This window comes from Thermobifida alba, assembly GCF_023208015.1.
Lineage (GTDB): Bacteria > Actinomycetota > Actinomycetes > Streptosporangiales > Streptosporangiaceae > Thermobifida > Thermobifida alba.
Window position 1 is genome coordinate 3,980,472 of the sequence record NZ_CP051627.1, and the last position, 20,951, is coordinate 4,001,422.

General features: G+C 73.4%; 16 protein-coding genes. 8 read left to right on the top strand and 8 right to left on the bottom strand.

Annotated elements, in window-relative coordinates:
- Positions 1-49 precede the first annotated feature (49 nt).
- A complete protein-coding gene (eccCa, locus tag FOF52_RS17710; RefSeq protein ID WP_248591037.1) occupies positions 50-4,027 on the top strand; it encodes a type VII secretion protein EccCa in 3,978 nt (1,325 codons plus the stop codon).
- Positions 4,028-4,039: 12 nt separating this feature from the next.
- On the top strand, positions 4,040-5,440 hold the full coding sequence (locus FOF52_RS17715) for a DUF6177 family protein (RefSeq protein WP_248591038.1): 1,401 nt from the start codon (positions 4,040-4,042) through the stop codon (positions 5,438-5,440).
- Between the two features lie 453 nt (positions 5,441-5,893).
- On the opposite strand, the gene FOF52_RS17720 is transcribed toward FOF52_RS17715, so the two are convergent.
- The 4 genes from FOF52_RS17720 to FOF52_RS17735 all read right to left on the bottom strand — a co-directional run bounded on the left by FOF52_RS17720 (position 5,894) and on the right by FOF52_RS17735 (position 8,821).
- Positions 5,894-6,343: a DoxX family protein gene (locus FOF52_RS17720; protein ID WP_248591039.1), complete on the bottom strand. Its 450-nt coding sequence runs from the start codon at positions 6,341-6,343 to the stop codon at positions 5,894-5,896.
- A 707-nt stretch (positions 6,344-7,050) separates the two neighbouring features.
- Positions 7,051-7,260: a hypothetical protein gene (locus tag FOF52_RS17725; RefSeq protein ID WP_248591040.1), complete on the bottom strand. Its 210-nt coding sequence runs from the start codon at positions 7,258-7,260 to the stop codon at positions 7,051-7,053.
- 625 nt (positions 7,261-7,885) lie between these two features.
- The gene (locus FOF52_RS17730; protein WP_248591041.1) at positions 7,886-8,062 is read right to left on the bottom strand and encodes a hypothetical protein; all 177 of its coding nucleotides are present in this window, start codon (positions 8,060-8,062) and stop codon (positions 7,886-7,888) included.
- 126 nt (positions 8,063-8,188) lie between these two features.
- Positions 8,189-8,821: a MerR family transcriptional regulator gene (locus FOF52_RS17735; protein WP_248591042.1), complete on the bottom strand. Its 633-nt coding sequence runs from the start codon at positions 8,819-8,821 to the stop codon at positions 8,189-8,191.
- Between the two features lie 134 nt (positions 8,822-8,955).
- On the opposite strand from FOF52_RS17735, the gene FOF52_RS17740 reads away from it, so the two are divergent.
- A complete protein-coding gene (locus FOF52_RS17740) occupies positions 8,956-9,699 on the top strand; it encodes a DUF2306 domain-containing protein (protein WP_248591043.1) in 744 nt (247 codons plus the stop codon).
- Positions 9,700-9,770: 71 nt separating this feature from the next.
- On the opposite strand, the gene FOF52_RS17745 is transcribed toward FOF52_RS17740, so the two are convergent.
- The gene (locus tag FOF52_RS17745; RefSeq protein WP_248591044.1) at positions 9,771-12,113 is read right to left on the bottom strand and encodes a Tex family protein; all 2,343 of its coding nucleotides are present in this window, start codon (positions 12,111-12,113) and stop codon (positions 9,771-9,773) included.
- A 673-nt stretch (positions 12,114-12,786) separates the two neighbouring features.
- Here FOF52_RS17745 and FOF52_RS17750 point away from each other — a divergent pair.
- Complete coding sequence (locus tag FOF52_RS17750; protein WP_248591045.1) at positions 12,787-13,668, top strand: NUDIX hydrolase; 882 nt, start codon at positions 12,787-12,789, stop codon at positions 13,666-13,668.
- Positions 13,669-13,678: 10 nt separating this feature from the next.
- Here FOF52_RS17750 and FOF52_RS17755 read toward each other — a convergent pair whose 3' ends face one another.
- Positions 13,679-14,482, bottom strand: a complete 804-nt coding sequence (locus FOF52_RS17755) for a PhzF family phenazine biosynthesis protein (RefSeq protein ID WP_248591046.1) — start codon at positions 14,480-14,482, stop codon at positions 13,679-13,681.
- A 90-nt stretch (positions 14,483-14,572) separates the two neighbouring features.
- Here FOF52_RS17755 and FOF52_RS17760 point away from each other — a divergent pair, with 90 nt between their 5' ends.
- The 3 genes from FOF52_RS17760 to FOF52_RS17770 all read left to right on the top strand — a co-directional run bounded on the left by FOF52_RS17760 (position 14,573) and on the right by FOF52_RS17770 (position 18,305).
- A complete protein-coding gene (locus FOF52_RS17760) occupies positions 14,573-16,207 on the top strand; it encodes a sensor histidine kinase (protein WP_248591047.1) in 1,635 nt (544 codons plus the stop codon).
- A 59-nt stretch (positions 16,208-16,266) separates the two neighbouring features.
- Positions 16,267-16,941, top strand: a complete 675-nt coding sequence (locus FOF52_RS17765) for a response regulator (protein WP_248591048.1) — start codon at positions 16,267-16,269, stop codon at positions 16,939-16,941.
- A gap of 77 nt (positions 16,942-17,018) precedes the next feature.
- The gene (locus tag FOF52_RS17770; protein WP_248591049.1) at positions 17,019-18,305 is read left to right on the top strand and encodes an alpha/beta hydrolase family protein; all 1,287 of its coding nucleotides are present in this window, start codon (positions 17,019-17,021) and stop codon (positions 18,303-18,305) included.
- A 43-nt stretch (positions 18,306-18,348) separates the two neighbouring features.
- Here the strand turns inward: FOF52_RS17770 and FOF52_RS17775 are convergent, their stop codons facing one another.
- Both FOF52_RS17775 and FOF52_RS17780 read right to left on the bottom strand, forming a co-directional pair.
- On the bottom strand, positions 18,349-19,149 hold the full coding sequence (locus FOF52_RS17775) for an ABC transporter permease (RefSeq protein ID WP_248591050.1): 801 nt from the start codon (positions 19,147-19,149) through the stop codon (positions 18,349-18,351).
- A complete protein-coding gene (locus FOF52_RS17780; protein ID WP_248591051.1) occupies positions 19,146-20,111 on the bottom strand; it encodes an ABC transporter ATP-binding protein in 966 nt (321 codons plus the stop codon). Before FOF52_RS17780 ends, FOF52_RS17775 begins: the two co-directional genes overlap by 4 nt.
- Before the next feature lie 355 nt (positions 20,112-20,466).
- Here FOF52_RS17780 and FOF52_RS17785 point away from each other — a divergent pair, with 355 nt between their 5' ends.
- Complete coding sequence (locus FOF52_RS17785) at positions 20,467-20,886, top strand: hypothetical protein (RefSeq protein ID WP_248591052.1); 420 nt, start codon at positions 20,467-20,469, stop codon at positions 20,884-20,886.
- The last annotated feature ends 65 nt before the right edge of the window (positions 20,887-20,951 follow it).

Consider the following 20,951-nt stretch of genomic DNA (forward strand, 5'->3'; position numbering starts at 1 on the left):
CCGTTCAGGCCCCGAAACCACCGAGCCGTCCAGGGGGAAGGGAGCGCTGGTGACCACCCGCATCGTGCACCGGCCGGCACGGACGGTCCACCCGCCCGTGCAGCGCGAGACCCGCGATGTCGAGGCGCCGCCCACCCTGCCCGAGGGGAACGCCCAGGGCAACCCCCTGCTGGCCCTGCTGCCCATGGTCGGCATGATGGCCTCGCTGACCATCATGATGGTGCTGCGCAACCCCGCGTTCATGGCGTTGGGCGCGGTGGTGCTCGTCGTCGCACTGCTCGGCGGCGCGGTCATGATCTTCTCCCGTCGCGGCCAGGCCGCCCGGCAGCGCCGCACCCAACGGGAGCGGTACCTGGAGTACCTGGAGGAGTTGCGGGAGGAGCTGAGCGAGCAGGAGCAGGAGATCCACGCCCGCGCCCGCCTACTCAACCCGCCCCCCGAGGCGCTCTACGACATCGTGCGCGACCCCACCCGCCTGTGGGAGCGCCGCCGCAGGGACGACGACTTCCTGCGGGTCCGGATCGGCGTCGGCCGCATGCCGGGGCAGCCGCTGCGGCTCGCCGAACGCGGCACCGCGCTGGCGCCCACCGACCCGTTCATGCTGTCGGAGGCCCAGGCCGCGATCCGGCGCTTCACCACGCTTCCCGACATGCCGCTCACCGTTCCGCTCGACATGGCCGGCAACGTCAGCGTGGTCGGGGAGCGCGAGGACGTGCTGCGCCTCATGCGGGCGCTGATCGCCCACTTCAGCGTGTTCCACGCCCCCGAGGACGCGGCGCTGGCGGTGATGCACGGCGCGGACCGGGCCGACGACTGGGCCTGGCTGAAGTGGCTGCCGCAGGTCCTCGACCCGCAGCGGCGCGACAACGGCGTCGCTGCCCGGCTCATCGCGCCCACCCCGGCGAAACTGGGGACGCTGCTGTCCGACGAACTCCGCTCCCGCACCGACTTCGCCGCCGAGGTCCGCCGCGGCATGGGCAAACGCGAGGCCTACCGGATGATGCGCCGTCTGCTGGTGGTGCACGACACCCACGGCGGGGTGGCCCACGAGCTGGTGCGTCCCGACGAGGCGGTGGCCCCGGCCGACCTCGGCGTCACCGTCGTCCACCTGGTCGCCGACCAGGTGGACGAGCCGGGGGACGTCAGCATCCGCCTGACCGTCTCCGGCGACCAGGTGCGGGTGGAGGACCTGCGCGCCTCTACACCGGCGGGGTTCTCCGGCACCGTCGACGACGTTCCCGCCGCCACCCTCGACGGACTGGCGCGGATGCTCGCCCCGCTGCGGCTGTCCGCCGAGTCGATCGAGGAGACGGCCGCCGAGGGCGGAAGCGTCGACTTCACCACCCTGATGGGGGTGCCCGACCCGGGGAGCATGGAGGTCGACCGGCTGTGGGCGCCCCGCAGCGAACGCGCGTTCCTGCGGGTGCCCATCGGCGTCGACGACATGGGCCAGCCCGTCATCCTCGACCTCAAGGAGGCCGCGCAGCTCGGCATGGGACCGCACGGGCTGTGCGTGGGCGCCACCGGCTCCGGCAAGAGCGAGATGCTGCGCACGCTGGTGATCGCGCTCGCCGCCACGCACCCGCCCGACCGGGTCAGCATGGTGCTGGTCGACTACAAGGGCGGCGCCACGTTCGCGCCCTTCGAGAAGCTGCCGCACGTCGCCGGGGTCATCACCAACCTGGAGGACGACGCCGCGCTGATCGAGCGGGTCCACGCCAGCCTCTCCGGGGAGGTGCAGCGCCGCCAGCAGGTGCTGCGGGACGCGGGCAACGTGGCCAACATCGGCGACTACGCCTACCTGCGCAGCCAGAACCCCGACCTGCCGCCGCTGCCGCACCTGCTGGTGATCATCGACGAGTTCGGGGAGCTGCTCACGGCGCGCCCCGACTTCATCGAACTGTTCCTGTCGATCGGCCGGATCGGCCGCAGCATCGGCGTGCACCTGCTGCTGTCCAGTCAGCGGATCGAGGGGGGAAAGCTGCGGGGACTGGACACCTACCTGTCCTACCGGCTGGGGCTGCGCACCTTCTCCGAGGAGGAGAGCCGCACCGTCCTCAACACCCCCGACGCCTTCCACCTTCCGGCACTGCCCGGCTTCGGCTACCTCAAGGTCGACACCAGCGTCTACCAGCGGTTCAAGGCCGGTTACGTCTCCGGGCCCTACCGGGGGCCGGTCGCGGAGGACGAGGAGGAGACCCGCAAGGGACCCCCGCCGGTGCGCAGGTACTCCGCCTACAACACGGAGGACTCCGAGCGGGACGCGTCACCGGCGGCCGCCGACGAGCCGATGCCGGAACGCTCCTCCGGCCCGACGCTGCTGGAGGTGATGGTCGGACAACTGGCCCGCAACGGCGAACCGACCCGCGGCATCTGGCTGCCGCCCCTGCCGGCGGCGACCACCCTCGACCGGGTCACCGGGCCGGTGCAGATCACCGGGGACGCGATGCGGCTTCCGGCGGACGCCGGGACGCTGCGTGTCCCCATCGGGCTGCTCGACGACCCCGCGAAGCAGTGGCAGGGGCTGTGGAACATCGACCTGACCGCGTCCGGCGGCCACCTGGCGATCATCGGCGGTCCGCAGACCGGGAAGACGACACTGCTGCGCACCCTGGTCCTGTCCACCGCCCTCACCCACACGCCCAGCCAGGTGGCGGTCTACGCGCTCGACCTGGTCGGCGGCGGCCTCCAGGCGTTGGCCGACCTTCCGCACGTCGGCGGGGTCGCGGTCCGGACCGACGCCGAGCGGATCCGCCGCACGGTCGAGGAGGTCCGGGACATGCTGGAGAAACGCCAGGAGGTCTTCCGGGAACGCGGCATCGACTCCGTCCAGCAGTTGCGGCGGATGCACGCCAGAGGTGAGGTGCCCGAACTGCCGTGCGCCGACGTCGTGCTGTGCATCGACGGGTTCGGTGAGATCCGCAACGACTTCGAGGAGATCGAGGAGGCGGTCTCCGACCTGCTGCAACGCGGAGGCGGGTACGGCATCCACGTGGTGGCCGCGATGCTGCGCTGGAACGACGTGCGCATCGCCATGCAGGCCAACTTCGGGCAGAAGGTGGAGTTGCGGCTCAACGACCCCTCGGACTCGTCGATCAACCGCAAGCTCGCCGAGACGATCAGCGCCGAGACCCCCGGCCGGGCGCTCACCGACACCAAACTCTTCGGTCAGATCGCCCTGCCCCGTATCGACTCCAAGCCCAGCGACGAGGATCTGGGCGAGGTCGTGGCGAAGACGTGCCGGGCGATCAGCGGCGCCTGGCGGGGGCCCGTCGCGCCGCCGGTGCGGGTGCTGCCGTACCAGCTGCCGGCCTCGACCCTGCCCGGACCGGAGGAGAGCAGCCTGGTCCCGATCGGCGTGGACGAGCGCAGGTTCGAACCGGTGCTGCTCGACCTGTTCGACCGCGACCAGAACCTGCTGGTGCTCGGCGACGGGGAGTGCGGCAAGACCAACCTGCTCAGACTGGTCGCCGAGGGACTGATGGCCCGCCACGCCCCCGGTGAGATCGTGTTCGCGGTCATGGACCCGCGGCGGACGCTGCGCGACGCGATCCCGGAACCCTACCTCGGCGGTTACGCCAGCAACCCGCGGGTGTGCGCGGGACTCTCCGGCGGGGTCGCCAAGGAGTTGGAGGGGCGCATGCCCGACGACGCCGACCCCGACACGTTGGAGAACCAGGGGCCGGTCGGCCCCCGCATCGTCGTCCTCGTGGACGACTACGACCTGTTGACCACGGCGGGACAGAAACCGCTGACGCCTTTCGTGCCGTTCGTGGCCAACGGGCGCGACATCGGACTGCACTTCGTGGTGGCGCGCAGGGTCGCGGGCGCCAGCCGCGGCCTGTACGACCCGCTGGTCCAGGCCATGCGGGAGAGCGGCACCGGCGTGGTGCTCATGTCCGGGGACCGGAGCGAGGGACAGCTCTTCCCCCGGGTGTACGCCAACGCGCAACCGCCGGGACGGGGCCGCTGGATCAGACGCGGTGAACCTCCCCGCCTCATCCAGACCGGACTGCTGGAACGCTGACGAGGAGAAACGTTGACCTACGACGTGGTGGCGCTGGTTGAACAGGCCCCGGATCTGCGTTCCCTGGTCAGGGGGATGGCCGAGGCCGGTCGGGAACTGAAGGTCAAGGGTGCGGGCGGAGGCGCCGTCATCCAGCTGTGCGACGACCGGGGACGCCCCCTGGTGGGGGTGGAGGCCGCACAGCGGGTCGACGTTCCCGACGAGGTCGAACGGCTGCTGGGGGCGGAGACCGCGCGTCGGACGCCCGACCCCTGCTGGTGGGTGGAGGCCCGGGCGGTGGACGCGGACGAGCGTTCCGTCGCCGTCGCCCACCGGTTCGCCGACGAGATGACGCGGAGGCTCGGCGGCACGGTCTGGTCGTCGCCGCCTCGGCTGCGCGACCATCTCGGCCAGGACGCCGAACGCCATCCGGCGGTCGCCGCGGAGACCGAGAAGACGTGGGTGATCGTGCAGGACCGCCCGGTGGTGCCGATGTCCTCCTGGGTGGTGGATGCTCTCGCGCAGTGCGGGAAGACCGGACGGGGCCTCCAGGTGGTCACTCCGGCGGACGCCAGGATCACGTTCCCGCTGCGGCTCCTGCTGAACAGTCCGAAGGCCCGCTGGGTGGTGGAGCACCCGTCCGGCGGCCACTACGACGGCTTCTCCGGGATCCCGCTGGTCTGGAACGACGAGGCGGGCTTCGTACCCGCCCCGATGAAGGAACCCGCGGCCGGTCCGGTCACCGGGTTCGCCGGGGACGGCGACGTCCCGGGCTGCCAACTCCTCGTCGACCTGAAGGTGCGGCACACCGCGTCCGACCATCTGAGGCTCGGCGGGGCCGCGGAGGCCCTCGCCCGGACCCTCGGCGGAGCCGAACCGGTTGCGTGGGGGTTCGCCGAACCGGCTCTGTCCTCGTGGAACCGGTCCGCGTTGACCGAGGAGTGCCGCCGCCGCTCGCCCCAACCGACCTGGCTGGTGTTCGCCGGTCCCGGTGGACGGGAGCGGCGTTTCGTCGGCACCCAGCGGGTGACGCGGGTGATGGAGGGGGTGAAGGAGAGCGTCTCCTTCGCGGTCGGCTACGCCGAGGACGAGGAGCCCGCGCTCGACCAGCTCGCGGAGCTCGTGGGGCGCTTCGCCGACCAGCGGATCCTGCAGACCATGACGGTGCACCGGTACGCCGGGCGCGACGACGTCACCTATGCGCCGCGCTGGTCGGGAGTGCCGGTTCCGGTGGGGATGGCGGTCGGCGCCGAAGGGGTGGCCCAGATCGGTCGGGAACGCGCGCTCGCCGCTCCCGTGCCGGGAAAGGTGCTCGGTCCGGTGAACTCACCGGCGGTGTGGTACCGCTTCGGGGACGGTACCGACACGGAGTCCTGGCGCGACCTCGACAGACTGCTGAAGTATCTGCGTCCGCAGGGGCTCGCGCGGGAGTAGGGCAGAGCCCCACGGGCGGGCTGCGCCCGACCGGGCCCGGCCGACGGGAGCCTTCCGGGACCGGGCCCGGTTCCTGCTTTTCCGGCCCGGCCTGTGTCCACCGCGGTATCGAACGCCCGCGCCCCGGGTGTGAGGGAAGCCTCCCGACAGGCGTCCCCGCCGCCCGGACGGGAGAGGGAGCGGAACGTCCGCGGTCGGGGAGCCGACGAGTGCCCCGGTCGTTCTGCCGGTCTCGCCGGAGCGTGTGCCGGTTGACGGGACGGTCTCCGGTTCCGGTGTGCCCGGCGGGGGCCGACGGGCACCGTGACGTGCTGTGCCACGGGGACCGGCCGCGTCCCTTGCCGCGCGGAGGGGAAAGGGACGCGGCCGGCGCCTTTTCGGACTGGTTCGGCCACGGAACGTGTGGGGGGCGTTCCGGGACCTCCTCAGCGGCCGTCGGCCACGGTGCCGTCGTCAGCTCGCGGGGGAGGCGTCCGCCGTCAACGGCCGCTGCTCCGAGGTTCCGGACCGGCGTTGGATGAGGTGGTCCAGGGCCCAGGCGCCGGGGCCGAGGACGGCGATGAGGAGGAAGGTCCAGCTGTACATGGCGGCGAGTTCGCCGCCGTTGACGAGGGGCAGCAGGCCCTTGGGCTGGTGGACGACGAAGTAGGCGTAGGCCATGGAGCCGGAGGCCAGGGTGGCGCTGGCGCGGGTGAGCAGGCCGACCAGGACGAGGGCGCCGCAGAGGAGCTGGATGAGGGCGGCCCACCAGCCGGGCCAGGAGGCGAATTCGACGGCTTGTCCGGTGCCCTGGTTGCCGCCGAGGATGCCGAAGAGGGAGGCCAGGCCGTGGCAGAGGAAGAACAGGCCTACGACCATGCGGAACAGGGCGAGTGCCGGTCCGCGGAACCGGTCCAGGTTCATGGAATCACCTCGAAGAAGGGAGAGGGGGAGGAGGGGAGGGACGTCACGGGACAGCCCGGGCCGGGGGAGCGGGGCGGCCTTCGCCGGCCCGGTCGGCCGGAAGCCCGCCACTGTGCCGTGATCGTTGTCGTGCCCGGGGAAGGGCTGTGACCGCGGGACGTCACCGTGTTCGAACCGCTTCGGGACATCGCGGCGTTGCGGTGTCTCCGGGCCCCCGGGGCAGCCGTGTGTGGTGGGTCGGAGCCGTCACCCGTCCACAGCGGGAGCGGAGCCGCTGCCCACGGTCGTTGCTCCGGCGCGCTGGGTAACCGTCATGGCGCAGGTCGTGGGCGTGGCTCTTCGCGGGGACGCGACTGCTCCTTCACTGTTTCGGGCACCCCGGGGAAACGGGGGACCAGGCGGCCGAGCATCGCCTTTGGGGCGAGAGGCATTCCCGAGACGATGGGTGGGTCGCGTGGAATGCGGTTGATGACCTGGTGTGCCCGTAATGTGGCCGTATCAAATAGTGACTCTTCGTTTGACGAATGTCAACGGAGTGTAAAGACCAATGGGAGTACGGGCTCCGCACAACCCTCCGGGCGGCGGTCGTCCCGGGGCGTGGAGTGGAGAGGATCAGCCGGGACGGTGGTGTCCCCCGTGCTCGGCGCGGGAAGGCGCTCAGGCTCGGTGCTGCCGCCCGGACGTCCGGCTCTCCGCGGTCTCCCTCGTCATCGCGCGGCGTCGCGGGAGGGGAGGCGGCGTGTCCGGTGGAAGAGGTCGCAGCCGAGGGTCGCGGCCCCGTTGGCCGCGGCCGCCAGGTACCAGCCCCAGGCGTGGCCGTACCGCTCCTCCAGGAGGGCTCCCGGCGCGAAGGCGGTCGTGCAGATCACCAGGGTCACCGCTACCACTGCCAGGCGGACGCCGCGCGGTCGCGGCATGAACCCGGTTCTCCGGAGTCCGACCACGCAAAGAACCATGGTCGCCGCCGGCAGGGACGGCAGGGCGATCAGGGTCCGGCGTCCGGGCAGGGGGTGGACCAGGCAGTTCGCTGCCGTGGTGGCGGCGAGTGCGCACGAGAACCACCCGGGAGTGTCGTGCGTTCGAAGACCGCGCGCACCCGGTCGGCCTCCCGGAGGGCGGCGAGGGCGTCCCCCCGGAGCGGAACAGTGGGGTCGTCGCTACTCTCGACCTTCATGACGGAAAGTCAACAAACGGACGCAGAATCCGTCAAAAGCTAATTCTCCAGGCGGGAAAGTGTCGCCGGGGTGCGACGGGAACGGACGCCTGCGGAGTGGTGGCGGTTCGTTGTCCACAGCCTGTGGACAACGAACCGGGCCTGCGACGCCGGAAGACAGCGGCAGGACGGGGCACCCGGTCGACGGAACGGAAAAGTGCTCGGGACCGGTGGCCCGCCCGCTCCGACGGGCGGAAAGCGGACTCCGGCGGGCCCCGCCGGGAAACATCCACGCGGGCCCGGACCGGGCGGTCACCGTCGGGGCGGGAACGCGCCACCGCGCGCCCGCCCCGACGGACTCGGAGTCGGCGGTGTGCCGCAGACGAGGGCTACCGCTGCTCTTCGCCGAAGTCCTCGCGGGCGACGCCGGACTTCCTCATCGCGTCCTCCAACTCCGCGCCCAGGGTGGGACGGGGCTGGGGAGGCTTCGGCGTCTGCTCGTCGGCTTTCGGGAGCGTCGGGTCGGTGACGCGGGTCTTGGGCCTGTTCTCCTCGGGCGTGGTCACAGCCATTCCCTTCTCGACCTGTGGATTCCTGCTGCCCCTGGCTACCCTCCGACCGCGTGGGCACACCTGTTCCGTGCGGTTTCCGTGCGGTGCGGGCCGATGGCCACCGCGCGGTCGCGCCACGGGTCAGCCGTCCCCCTCGGTGTGGCGGTTGAACACCTGCTCCTGGGCGATGCGCCGCAACGCGGCGATGACCACGTCGCCGAGCACCGTGCCCAGCACCGCGTTCTCGACTGCGTCGGCCACGTTCGTGCGCCGGGAGAGCAGGTCGATGTCGATCTCGGCGATCGCCTCGGCTGCCTCGGCGTAGCGGCTGACGCAGTCGACGAAGCTGTCCTGGCCGAGCAGGCGCATCCGGGCCAGCGCCTCGACCAGCGCGGGGATCCCGGGATTGTCCTCGCCGGGGGACCAGCCGCGTTCGGCGAACACCGACTCGACCGTGCGTCGTGCCTCCTCACGCAACTGGTCGGTGCTCTCCCCGGTGAGGACGGTCAGTCCGCGGTGGGCGGCGGCGACGGCCCGGTGGGTCGAGGGTTCCGGTGCGTCGATCTCGGCGAGGACCTCGCGGACGGCGGGCACCGGCAGACCGCCGACGTCGATGAGGCCGCGGATCAGGCGGAGGCGGCGCAGGTGCTCCTCGGAGTAGCTGACCTGGTTGGCGGCGGTCCGTTCGCCCTCGGGGAGCATCTTCTCCCGCACGTAGTACTTGATCGTCGGCACGGACACACCGCTGCGCCGACTCAGTTCGCCGATGCGCATCCTCGACTCCTTCGCTGTTGCGTTCCCGGCACCATGCCGATAAATTAATTATCGATAATCGCACTATCGATACCTGGTTTATCGGCTCTGCTGTGTTCCGCCCCTCCCCAGCCACTCAGGAGCAAGGACCGACGATGACCGACTCCGACACCGCCCCGCCCTCCCGTGCCGCCCGCCGCCCCCCGCCCGTCCGCTGGACCCGTGCCTCGCTGGCCGTGACGGTCACCGCCGCCGCGTGCATCCTCGTCACCCTGGTCTTCGTGCCTCCCTACCTGACCCTCGACCCCGACGCCAGCAGGGTCGAACTCCGCCCCGACGCGGCACCGCACTTCCCCGCCCTGGTCGTCCACGCGGCAACCGGCGGGATAGCCCTGCTCACCGGACCGCTGCAGTTCATCGGACGGCTGCGCCGCCGGGGAGCCTGGCACCGCTGGATCGGCCGCGTCTACCTCTTCGCCGGAGTACTGCCCTCGGCCCTCGCCGGAATCGTCGCCGCCCTGCTGACCTCCAGCGGTCCGGTGTCGACGGTCGCGTTCCTCGCCCTGGACTTCTTCTGGATCACCACGGCCCTCTTCGCCTACCGCACGGCTCGGACCCGCCGGTACGCCGAGCACCGCAGGTGGATGCTGCGCAACTTCGCCCTCACCCTCGCCGCGGTCACCCTGCGGATCTGGCTGAACCTCCTCGTCGTGGTGCAGCTGCCGTGGCTGGACTCCGTCTACAACGGCGACTTCGAGCGGCTCTTCGACACCGCCTACGCCATCACCCACTGGGTGTCGTGGGTGCCCAACCTGCTGCTCGCGGAGGTCTACCTGGCCCGTGAGGCCCGCCGGTCCCGCACCGCGGCGCTGCCGGACCGCTCCGACGAACACGTGTGAGGCCGCGCCCGGGCGCGGCCCCACAACCCGAGAGAACGGCGGGCGGGAGTCCCCACCGCCCGCCCCGGCCGCTACGCCAGGCCCGCGCGGCGCAGCGCCTCCGCCATCGCGCCGGAGGGCTGCTGCCCGCCGCGGCCGCCTCCGCCGCGCTGCCGTCGCTCCCCGCCGCGCCGCTGGCCGCCGTCACGGTCACGCCGCTGGCCGCCGGAGCGTCCCCGCTCCCCGCCGCGTCCGTCGACCTCGTCGTCCAGACGCAGCGTCAACGAGATGCGCTTGCGCCGCACGTCCACGTCCAGCACCTTGACCCGCACGATGTCGCCGGGCTTGACCACGTCACGCGGGTCCTTGACGAAGCTCTTCGACATCGCCGACACGTGCACCAGGCCGTCCTGGTGCACCCCCACGTCCACGAAGGCGCCGAACGCCGCCACGTTGGTGACCACGCCCTCCAGCACCATGCCCGGTTCCAGGTCGGTGATCTCCTCCACGCCCTCCCGGAACGCCGCCGTCTGGAACTCGGGGCGCGGGTCCCGTCCCGGCTTCTCCAGTTCGGCGAGGATGTCGGTGACGGTGGGCAGCCCGAACCGCTCGTCCACGAAGTCGTCGGGGCGCAGCGCACGCAGCGTGTCCGCGTCACCGATCAGCGACCGCACGTCCCGGCCGGTCGCCTCCAGGATGCGCCGCACCACCGGGTAGGCCTCCGGGTGCACGCTGGAGGAGTCCAGCGGGTCGTCGCCGCCGGGAATGCGCAGGAAGCCCGCGCACTGCTCGAACGCCTTCGGTCCCAGCCGCGGCACGTCCCGCAGTTGCGCGCGGGACCGGAACGGGCCGTTGGCGTCCCGGTGCGCCACGATGTTCTGCGCCAGCCCCGCGCCGATCCCGGAGACGCGGCTGAGCAGCGGCGCCGACGCGGTGTTGACGTCCACGCCGACCGCGTTCACACAGTCCTCCACGACCGCGTCCAGCGAACGGGACAGTTTCACCTCGGACACGTCGTGCTGGTACTGGCCCACACCGATCGACTTCGGGTCGATCTTCACCAGTTCGGCCAGCGGGTCCTGGAGCCGCCGCGCGATCGACACCGCGCCGCGCAGCGACACGTCCAGGTCGGGCAGCTCCTGCGAGGCGTAGGACGACGCCGAGTACACCGACGCGCCCGCCTCCGACACCATCACCTTGGTGAGCTTCAGTTCCGGATGGCGTTTGACCAGGTCGGCGGCGAGCCGGTCGGTCTCCCGGGAGGCGGTGCCGTTGCCGATCGCGACCAGCTGCACGCCGTGCTTCTTCGCCAGCGCCGCCAGCACCGCGATGGACTCGTCCCAGCGGTTGCGCGGCTCGTGCGGGTAGATCGTCGCGGTGTCCACCACCTTGCCGGTGCCGTCCACCACGGCGACCTTCACCCCGGTGCGCAGCCCCGGGTCCAGGCCGATGGCGGGCCGTGCCCCGGCGGGCGCGGCCAGCAGCAGGTCGCGCAGGTTGGCGGCGAACACGCGCACCGCCTCGTCCTCGGCGGCCTGCCACAGGCGGGCGCGCAGGTCGATGTCGAGGCGGACCAGGATGCGGGTGCGCCACGCCCAGCGGACCGTGTCCAGCAGCCAGCGGTCACCGGGACGGCCCCGGTCGGCGACGCCGAAGTGCTGGGCGATGCGGACCTCGTAGCCGCTGCGGGCCGTCGGGTCCTCCGGCTCCTCCTCGGGTTCCAGGGTGAGGTCGAGGACCTCCTCCTTCTCCCCGCGGAACAGGGCCAGCACCCGGTGGGAGGGCAGCGTGGTGAAGGCCTCGGCGAACTCGAAGTAGTCGGCGAACTTCGCACCGGCCTCCTCCTTGCCCTCCCGCACCCGCGACACCAGACGGCCCCGCTGCCACATGCGCTCCCGCAGTTCACCGATGAGGTCGGCGTCCTCGGTGAACCGCTCCACCAGGATGGCGCGGGCGCCCTCCAGCGCGGCGGCGGCGTCCGCCACGCCCTTCTCCGCGTCGACGTAGGCGGCGGCCTCCGCCTGCGGGTCGCGGGACGGGTCGCCGATGAGCGCGTCGGCCAGCGGCTCCAGTCCGGCCTCACGCGCGATCTGCGCCTTGGTGCGGCGCTTCGGCTTGTAGGGGAGGTAGACGTCTTCCAGGCGCGCCTTGGAGTCGGCGGCCATGATCGTGGCTTCCAGTTCGGGGGTGAGCTTGCCCTGGGCCTTCACCGACTCCAGGACGGCGGTGCGGCGCTCCTCCAACTCCCGCAGATAGCGCAGACGCTCCTCAAGTGCCCGCAACTGGGCGTCGTCGAGCATCTCGGTGGCTTCCTTGCGGTACCGGGCGATGAACGGCACTGTCGCGCCGCCGTCGAGCAGTTCGACCGCGGCCTCCACCTGCCGTTCGCGCACCCCGAGTTCCTCGGCGATCCGCTGGTGAATGGACGTCGTCACAATCTGATCCGCTTTCTCCCTGAGGTGAGACAGGGGGCATTGTGCCGCCTGTCCGCGCCCGCCGCGACCGGGGCTCCACCGGGGAAACCGGGTGGGCCGGTCGGGGTACGGGTCGGGCGTGGCGTCCGGTGGCCGGACCGGTCCGCACGGCCTCCGCCGTCCCGCGCACCTGGCCCCGACGCCGGGTGGCTCAGAAGATACCTCCCGTCATGCGGTTCCCGCTCCTGCCGACCCCCGCGCTGTGGATTCCCGGGGACCGGCCGGACATCCGGCGGAGAAGACGGCAGAGCCGTCGGCACCTGGTTTGTACGGGAAGGTCTAGAATTTCGGTGCGGCCCGTCGCGGCCGCACCGACGAGCCAGGCGCCGCGGATCTCCTTCCCCAAGGTCCACCGGCGTGCGTCCTCGTCCCAGGCGGAACCATCGGGGCCCCGCCGCCGGCGTCCCGGCGGCCGGGCGGTTCACGACGTGCGTCCGGGCCCCGATGCCGCCCGCGCCGCCGCAGAAAACCCGCGAGGACGACGAACTGGACGGTCGGACCGCCGCCGCCCCGGAGGTCCCGGGTCAGCCACGGATTTTTCCGAATCCCCCCTGCGGAAGTTTTGACCAGGCATGCTGGGTTGTGCGACGTGGGGCCTGGCGGGAGGGCCCGGCGGGGCGGAGCAGGAGGTCGGATGTTCACAGGCGACGGAGACGGCTGGGTGACGCTGGCCGACGGTTCGCGACGGTGGGGGCTGCACGGAGCCTCCGGGCTGCTGCTGTACAGCGTCGACGAGTCCGGGGTCGGACACGTGCTGTTGCAGCACCGCGCCCCGTGGACCCACCAGGGCGACACCTGGGGGCTGCCCGGCGGCGCCCGCAACAGCGACGAGTCGTCCGTCGAGGCCGCGCTCCGCGAGTTCTCCGAGGAGGTCGCGGGCGAGCTGGACGCGCTGTCGCTGTTCGGCATCCACCGCCAGGACCACCAGGTCTGGACGTTCGACACCGTGCTGGCCGCCGTCCCCGAACGGCGCCTCTTCACCCCCGGCAACCCCGAGAGCGAGAGCATCCGCTGGGTCCCGGTGCCCGAGGTGCCGTCGATGCCGCTCCTCCCCGCCTTCGGACGGGTGTGGCCGGAGGTGGCGGCCGCCCTGCCGGAGCGGCTGCTGCTGGTCGTGGACACCACCGCCCCGCAGCGGCCCGCCGAAGCGGTCGAACCGCTGCGCGACGGGCTGGCCGGACTGGCCCGCGGCGGCCTCACCGACGACGCGCTGCCCCCCGGACTGTCGCTCGCGCCGCTGCACCGGCGTTTCCCCGGTGTGCTGCTGCTCGTGGACGCCCGCTCCCACGTCACCGCGCCCGCACCGGCGCCCGGGGTCGAGGTGGTCCCGGTCTTCGACGGCAGCGCCGCGGCCGTCGCCCGCCTCACCCGCACGCACGCGTCACGGTCCCGCGTGGTGGTGGCCACCGACGACCCCGACGCGCGGGCCCGGGCCGCGGCCGAAGGCGCCCACGCGGTCCCGTTCTCCTGGGCCCGCGGCCTCGTGGCGGACCGGGGCGCGGAACTGTCGGGCTGAGCGGCGCCCCTCAGTGGCGCAGCGTCCCCTCGCTGACGGTGACGGCCTTCCCGCCGATACGGACCCGGCCGGGGGCGTCGTCGGGAAGTTCCACGGTGAGGCGGCCGCCGCGCGCCGAACACTGGACCGCCTCCAGCCGGGTGCGGCCCAGCCGACCCGCCCAGTAGGGGCCGAGCGCGGTGTGCGCGCTGCCGGTCACCGGGTCCTCGGGCACCCCCACCGCGGGGGCGAAGAGCCGCGACACGAAGTCGTGGGACTGCGCGGCGTCGGCGGGAGCGGTCACGGTCACCCCGCGCACGGTGAACCGCTCCACCGCGGCCAGATCGGGGACGAGCGCGCGCACCGCCGCCTCGTCCGGGTAGACCACGAAGTAGTCGCCCACGTCGCTGAAACCCACCCACACCGGTTCGCCGCCGAGCGCCGCCAGCAGACCGTCGGGGGCCTCCTTCGCGTAGGGCGGGTTGGCGGGGAAGTCCAGCCACAGCATGCCGTCGCGCACGGTGACGGTGAGTACGCCGCTGCGGCTGGTGAAGCGGAACGGTCCGCCCGCGCCGTGCTCCACGAGCACGTGCGCGGCGGCGAGGGTGGCGTGCCCGCACAGGTCCACCTCGGTCCGCGGGGTGAACCAGCGCAGCTCGTAGTCGGCGCCGTCGGCGGTCACGGGCCGCACGAACGCGGTCTCGGACAGGTTGAACTCGGCGGCCACCCGCTGCGCCCAGGCGTCGTCGTAGGGTCCGTCGAGGACGAGGACCGCGGCGGGATTGCCCCGGAAGGGCTGGTCGGTGAAGGCGTCCACCACGTGGAAACGGTGCATGCGGCCCAGCATAGGAGGGCCTGCGGAGGGCGCCGGGGCGCGGCCGGAACGGTCCGGGACGGGTGTTTCCGCCCTCCTACACTGAACGGCATGCGTGAGCGGTGGCCTGATCGCGTCGGCCGTCCGGTTCCCCGGGCGGCGTGGGCGGCCGACCTCGTGCTGTGGGCGGCGCTGACCGGGGTGCTGGCGGCGGAGCTCGCCGGCGTCCGCGCCGCGCCGACCGCCGAGACCGCCGTCATGGCGCTGCTGCTGGCGGTCGCCTTCGGAGTCCGGCGGAAACGCCCCCTCACCGCGCTCGGGCTCACCGTCGGCGCGGGGGTGCTGCACAGCGCGGCCGTCGCCGTCGGCATGGTCGACGTCTTCACCCCGACCTACGTGCTGCCCAGCGTCGTGCTGGCGTTCCTCGCGGGACGGCGGGACGGCAGCGCCGCCCCCGTCGTCGTCCTGACCGCCACCGCGGCGCTGACGATGCTGTCGGCGCTCGTGGCGGCGTGGGCCTCCGACGGCGATCCGCGTGCGGCGCTGACCGGGATCACCGACTGGGCGGGGGGCGTGCTCGTGCTGATCGCTGCCGTCGTGGCGCCGTGGCTGCTGGGCCGGTACCACAAGCGGCACGCGCAGTGGCGCACCGCCGGCTGGGAGATCGCCGCACGGATGGAACGGGCCCGCGCCGGCGACGCCGAACGGGCCCGACTGCGCGAGCGGTCCCGCATCGCCACCGAGATGCACGACTCCCTGGGGCACGACCTCGCCCTGATCGCGGTGCGCGCCGCGGCCCTGGAGATGACCTCCGGGGAGGAGGGGACGCGGGCCGCCGCGTCCGAACTCCGCGTCGCGGCGCACCAGGCCACCCTGCGGCTGCGCGAGATCATCGGCGTGCTGCGCGGAGAGGACGGGACGCCCGCCGCCGAACCCGCCGCCGAGACCGCCGCCGACGTCGTGGCGCGGGCCGTGGACGCGGGGATGCCGGTCCGCCTCGTCCGGGAGGGCCCCGACCCGGATCCGGCGACTCCCGTGGGCCGGGCCGTCCACCGTGTCGTCCAGGAGGCGTTGACCAACGCCGCCCGGCACGCCCCCGGCGCGCGCGTGGAGGTGCGGATCGTCCGGGAGGACGGCACGACCACCGTGCGGGTCGCCGACACCGGGGGGTGCGGCGCCGGTGCGGCGGGCAACGGCTCCGGACTGGCCGGGCTGCGCGCCCTCGTCGAGGGGATGGGCGGCGCGTTCGAGGCCGGTCCCGACCGGTGCGACGGCGCGGCGGGCGGTTTCACCGTGACCGCGCGGATCCCCGAGACCGCGGACGCCGGCGGCGCCACCGCGCCTGCCGAGGAGCCCGCCGGGGAGGCGACGGAGACGGCGCGCCACTGGAACCGGATGCGGGACAGTGCCCGGCGCCGGTTGGCGGCGGCGCTGGTCGTGCCGTCGGGGCTGGCCGTGGCCGTCACCGCGCTCGGCTTCCTCACCCTGTGGTACGCCGAGGCCAACACCGTGCTGCCCCGCGCCGACTACGACCGGCTGCGCGTCGGCGCGGACCGGACCGCCGTAGAGCAGCGGCTGCCGCGGTTCGACCACCGTCCCGGCCCGATCCCCGGGGAGCCCCCGGCCCCGCCCGGCGCCGACTGCCGCTACTACCTGGCCGAGGGGAGCGGCGGCCGGACACCGCTGTACCGGCTGTGCTTCGCGGGAGGGGTCCTGGTGGACAAGGACGTGGTCGCCCGGGAGTGAACCGCCGGGCGGATAGGCTTGCCGACGGTTCGACGGACGCTACGGGGACGGGAACAGGCGTGATCCGGATCGTGCTCGCCGACGACGAACGGATGGTCCGCGCGGGGATCCGCGCGATCCTCACGGCCGCCCCGGGGTTCCAGGTGGTCGGCGAGGCCGCCGACGGGGCCGAGGCGGTCGAACTGGTCCGCGCCCACCGCCCCGACATCGCCCTGCTGGACGTGCGGATGCCGGGGGTCGACGGACTGGCCGCCACGGCCGCCATCACGGCCGAGTTCCCCGACACCGCGGTGGTCATCCTCACCACCTTCTCCGAGGACGCCTACATCGCGGGAGCGCTGGGCGGCGGCGCCTCCGGGTTCGTGCTCAAGACCGGCGACCCCCGGGAGCTGGTCGCCGGGCTGCGGGCGGTCGCGGACGGCGGCGCCTACCTGTCACCGGAGGTGGCGCACCGCATCATCGCCGAACTCGGCACCACCGGCGCCGGCGGCCGGATGTCGCGCGGAGCGGCCGCCCGGCAGCGGGTCGAGCGGCTGACGGCCCGCGAACGCGAGGTGCTCGCCCTCGTCGGGGAAGGGCTGTCCAACGAGGAGATCGCCGCCCGGCTCGGGATCGCCGCGGGCACCGTCAAGGTGCACGTGGGCTCCGTCCTCACCCGTCTGGAGGTCCGCAACCGGGTCCAGGCGGCGGTCCTCGCCTACGAGGCGGGCCTGGTCGCGGGCGGCCCGTGGTGAGCGGGTGACGATCGGGGGAGGGCGCGGTTGACGTTCGGCCGATGCGCTCGGGCCGCGCAACGGCGATGCTCCCGGACATGGTGACGAAGCAATGGTTCTCCACCCACCGCGGTCGGCTCCCGGCCTACGGGGCGGCGGCCGCCGTCCTGGCGGTGTGCTGCTCCCTTCCCCCCGCGGTCGCCGCGCTCACCGCACCCGACCCGGTCCGGCTGGTCCCGCCCGAACCCACCGGCCCCCACGCCGTCGGCCGGGTCGACCTGCACCTGGTCGACGGGGACCGCGGCCACCCCTGGGCGGAGGGGGTCGAGCAGCGGGAGCTGATGGTGACGCTGTGGTACCCGGCCGAGGACGACGGCGGCGAGCGGGCGCGCTACGTGCCCGACGCGGTGGCCGACGTCCTCGCGGGGCAACTGGAACAGGTGGGCCTGTCCCGCGGCGCCGTCGACTTCGCGGGCTCGTCCACCAACGCCGTGGACGGAGCCGACGTCGCCGCCGACGCGGGGGCGCTGCCGGTCCTGCTGTACTCGCCCGGCTTCAACCAGTCCCGCCACCAGGCCGTCGCGCACCTGGAGGAGCTGGCCAGCCAGGGGTACGCGGTGGCGGCCGTGGACCACCCCCACGAGACCTCGGCGGTGGAGTTCCCCGACGGCCGCGTGGTGCGGGACAGCGTTCCCGGCGGCGACGCGTCAACACTGCGGTCCGCACTCCGGACGCGGGTGGCCGACCTCCGCCTCGTGCTGGACGCCGTGGTGGAGCTCGCCGACGGCGGCAACCCCGACGCCGCCGGGCGGCCGCTGCCCGAAGGACTGGGTGAGGCCCTGGACCCGGAGCGGGTCGGCGTGTTCGGACACTCCGCGGGCGGGCTCGCCGCCGCCGAGGTGATGCTCGACGACGACCGCGTCGACGCGGGGGCCGACCTCGACGGCAGCATCGCCTACCACATCGGCGACGAGGACTGGGCCGAGGCCGCGCTGCGCGGCGTGGACCGGCCGTTCCTGCTGTTCGGCGCGGGCCGCAGCGGACCGGAGGGCAAGCCGCACACCAGCCGGGACGCCCCCGACTGGCGGATGTTCCGGGAGGCGTCCACCGGCCCGGTGCTGGAACTGCACCTGCCGGAGGGGGAGCACATGAGCTTCACGGATCTGCAGTGGCAGGTCCCGCAGCTTCGGGAGGGGCTCCGGCCCGACGGCCCGGCCTGGGCGGACACGGTCGAGGGCGCGGTGGGCGCCGTCGACCCCGACCGGAGCGTGGCCGCGCAGCGCGCCTACCTCACCGCCTTCTTCGACGAGCACCTGCGGGGCGTGGAACGGCCGCTCCTGGACGGCCCCTCCCCCGAGCATCCCGACGTCGTGTTCGTCGACTGAGCGGCGGGGACGGCCCCCGCCCCCGCGCCGGGGGCCGTCCCGGTCAGGCGTCGCGGGCGCACAGCTCCGCGTAGCCGACGCACTGCGCCGCGACCGCCCAGCCCAGCACCGTCCACAGGTTCACCGCGCCGTCGTGGGGCGCGGTGTAGAAGCCGACGTCCCCGGAGGCGTAGAACTCGATCCCCGCGAGTCCGGGCAGGCAGGCGGCGAGGTCGTTCAGCCACTGCGTCTGGCTGAGCTGCAACACCAGCGGCAGTCCGAGCAGCAGCAGGAAACCGGCGGCGAGGGTGCCCGCGGTGCCGCGCAGTGCCGTGCCGAGCCCCGTGAACAGCACCGCGAGCAGGGCCATGCACACGCCCGCGCCCAGGACCGTGTGCGCGGCGCGGTCCAGATCGGGGGACACGTGGCCGCCGAGCAGCAGCCACAGCACCCCGAGGCCCAGCGCCGCCGTGCCGGCGCCCGCGGCGAAGGAGAGCCCGGCCGAGACCGCGGTGCGCGCCGCGAGGAGCACGCCGCGGCGCGGCACGGCCAGCAGGGTGGCGGTGATGCCGCCGTTGGCGTACTCGTTGGTGGCCGCGAGCGCGGCCAGCGTGAGGACGACGAACTGCACCAGGTAGAACACGCCGTGGGAGGCGGTCCGGGAGTAGGAGAAGCCGGTGGCGGAGTCGGGGTCCTCGGCGATGCGGTCGGCCGCCGAGGCCCCCATGAAGAGGGCGAACAGGGCCATCCCGAGGACTCCCAGGCCCAGGCACCACCAGGTGGCGGGCACGGAGGCCAGTTTGGTCCACTCCATGGCCACGGCCCGGGCGAGGACACGCCGGGCCGGCACGGACGGGGAGGTCACCGGTCCTCCTTCCGGGCGGTGCCGCCGTGCGCGGCGGCACGGCTCCGCGGCGGTGCGGCCCGGTGGCGGACCTCGGCCCCGGTGAGGTCGAGGTAGACCCGTTCCAGTGACGCCTCCTCGCGGTACAGGGCGTGCACGCGCGCCCCGGCGGCGTGGGCGGCGTCGCCGACCTCCTCCGGGGTCGCCCCCCGCACCAGCAGCGCGCCGTCGGCGCCGGGAGCCACCGTGACCGGTCCCCGGGGGGACCGGCGGAGCTGTTCGACGAGCGGGGCGGGGTCGGGGGTGCGCACCACGACGCGGGGGTCCGACCAGGAGGCGATCAGTTCCGCCGTGGGCGCGTCGGCGACGAGCCGGCCGCCGCCGACCACCACGAGCCGGTCGGCCACGAGCTGCATCTCACTCATCAGGTGGCTGGACACGAACACGGTCCGGCCTTCGTCGGCGAGGGCGCGCACCAGGCCGCGCACCCAGCGGACCCCGTCCAGGTCGAGTCCGTTGAGCGGCTCGTCGAGGACGAGGACGCCGGGGTCGCCCAGGAGGGCGGCGGCGATGCCCAGCCGCTGCCGCATCCCCAGCGAGAATCCGCCGATCCGGCGGTCGGCGACGTCGGACAGCCCGACCTCGTCCAGCACGTCGGCCACGCGGCGGCGGGGAATCCCGCCACCGCGCGCGAGGGCGAGGAGGTGGGCGCGGGCGCTGCGCCCCGGATGCCCGGCCGAGGCGTCGAGCAGCGCCCCGACCTGCCGTGCGGGCTGCGGGAGCCGGACGTAGCGGCGGCCGTTCACCAGGGCCTCGCCCGAGGTGGGCCGGTCCAGTCCCAGCAGCAGCCGCAGGGTCGTGGACTTCCCGGCGCCGTTGGGGCCGAGGAATCCGGTGACCAGGCCGGGGCGGACGTCGAAGGTGAGGGAGTCCACCGCGGTGGTCCCGCCGTAGCGTTTGGTGAGTTCACGCGCTGTGAGCACTGCTGCACCGTTCCGGTTCGGGAAGCTCTGACATGCCGACGGTAGGCGGCGGGGCCGGGGCGGCACATCGGCGTTTCGTGGGCGGCGCGCTATGCCCAAGGGTGTAGTCGCCGGTGGAACCGTTGTCGGGACGTGAACTGTCGAAGGGGATGAACGGGCACTTTTCCCCGGTCCGGTTCGTTGTCGGAGCGGGCCGGGACAACCAGGTCGACGACCGTTTCCGCCCCTACCGCGAAGGTTCAGGGGGAAGTCAGGGTCGAAGCCCGATGTGCCCCGGACCGTTTCGGGGCATGGTGGAAGACGAGAACGTCCGGGTCGTACCGTCCGGACCGCTCACGACGGACTTGGAGCAGACATGACGCTGGAGCGCGGCAACGCATTCACTCCCGTCGCCTCGGCGACGCTCATCTGGCCGTGGCGCAGCTCCGTGATCGCCGGCGGCGTGACCGGAGTGATCTCCCTCCTGACCAGCCTGGGCGAGGGCGTGCTCGGCGCGCTGGGCAGCGGTTTCGGCACCGCGGCCTTCTTCTTCGCGCTGGTGGGCGGTGTGGTCGGTGTCGTCGGCAGCAAGGGCGACCGGCGGGCCCGCCGCTACGCGGCCCAGTACCCGTGGCGGTTCGCCGCGGCTCCCGCACTGCTGGGCGGTGTCGGCATGGCGGTGGGCGGCGTGCTCAGCGACGGGCTGTTCCTCGGGATCATGGGTGGCGCCGCCGGCGCGGCGGTGCTCTGGGTCATCCTGGGGATCGTCGCCATGGTGGTGGGCAACAGGAAGTAGTCTCTGAACAGCACGTGACAACCCAGGCGGTCGGCGGGACCGCCGACGAACCGCACCGCTCCGGG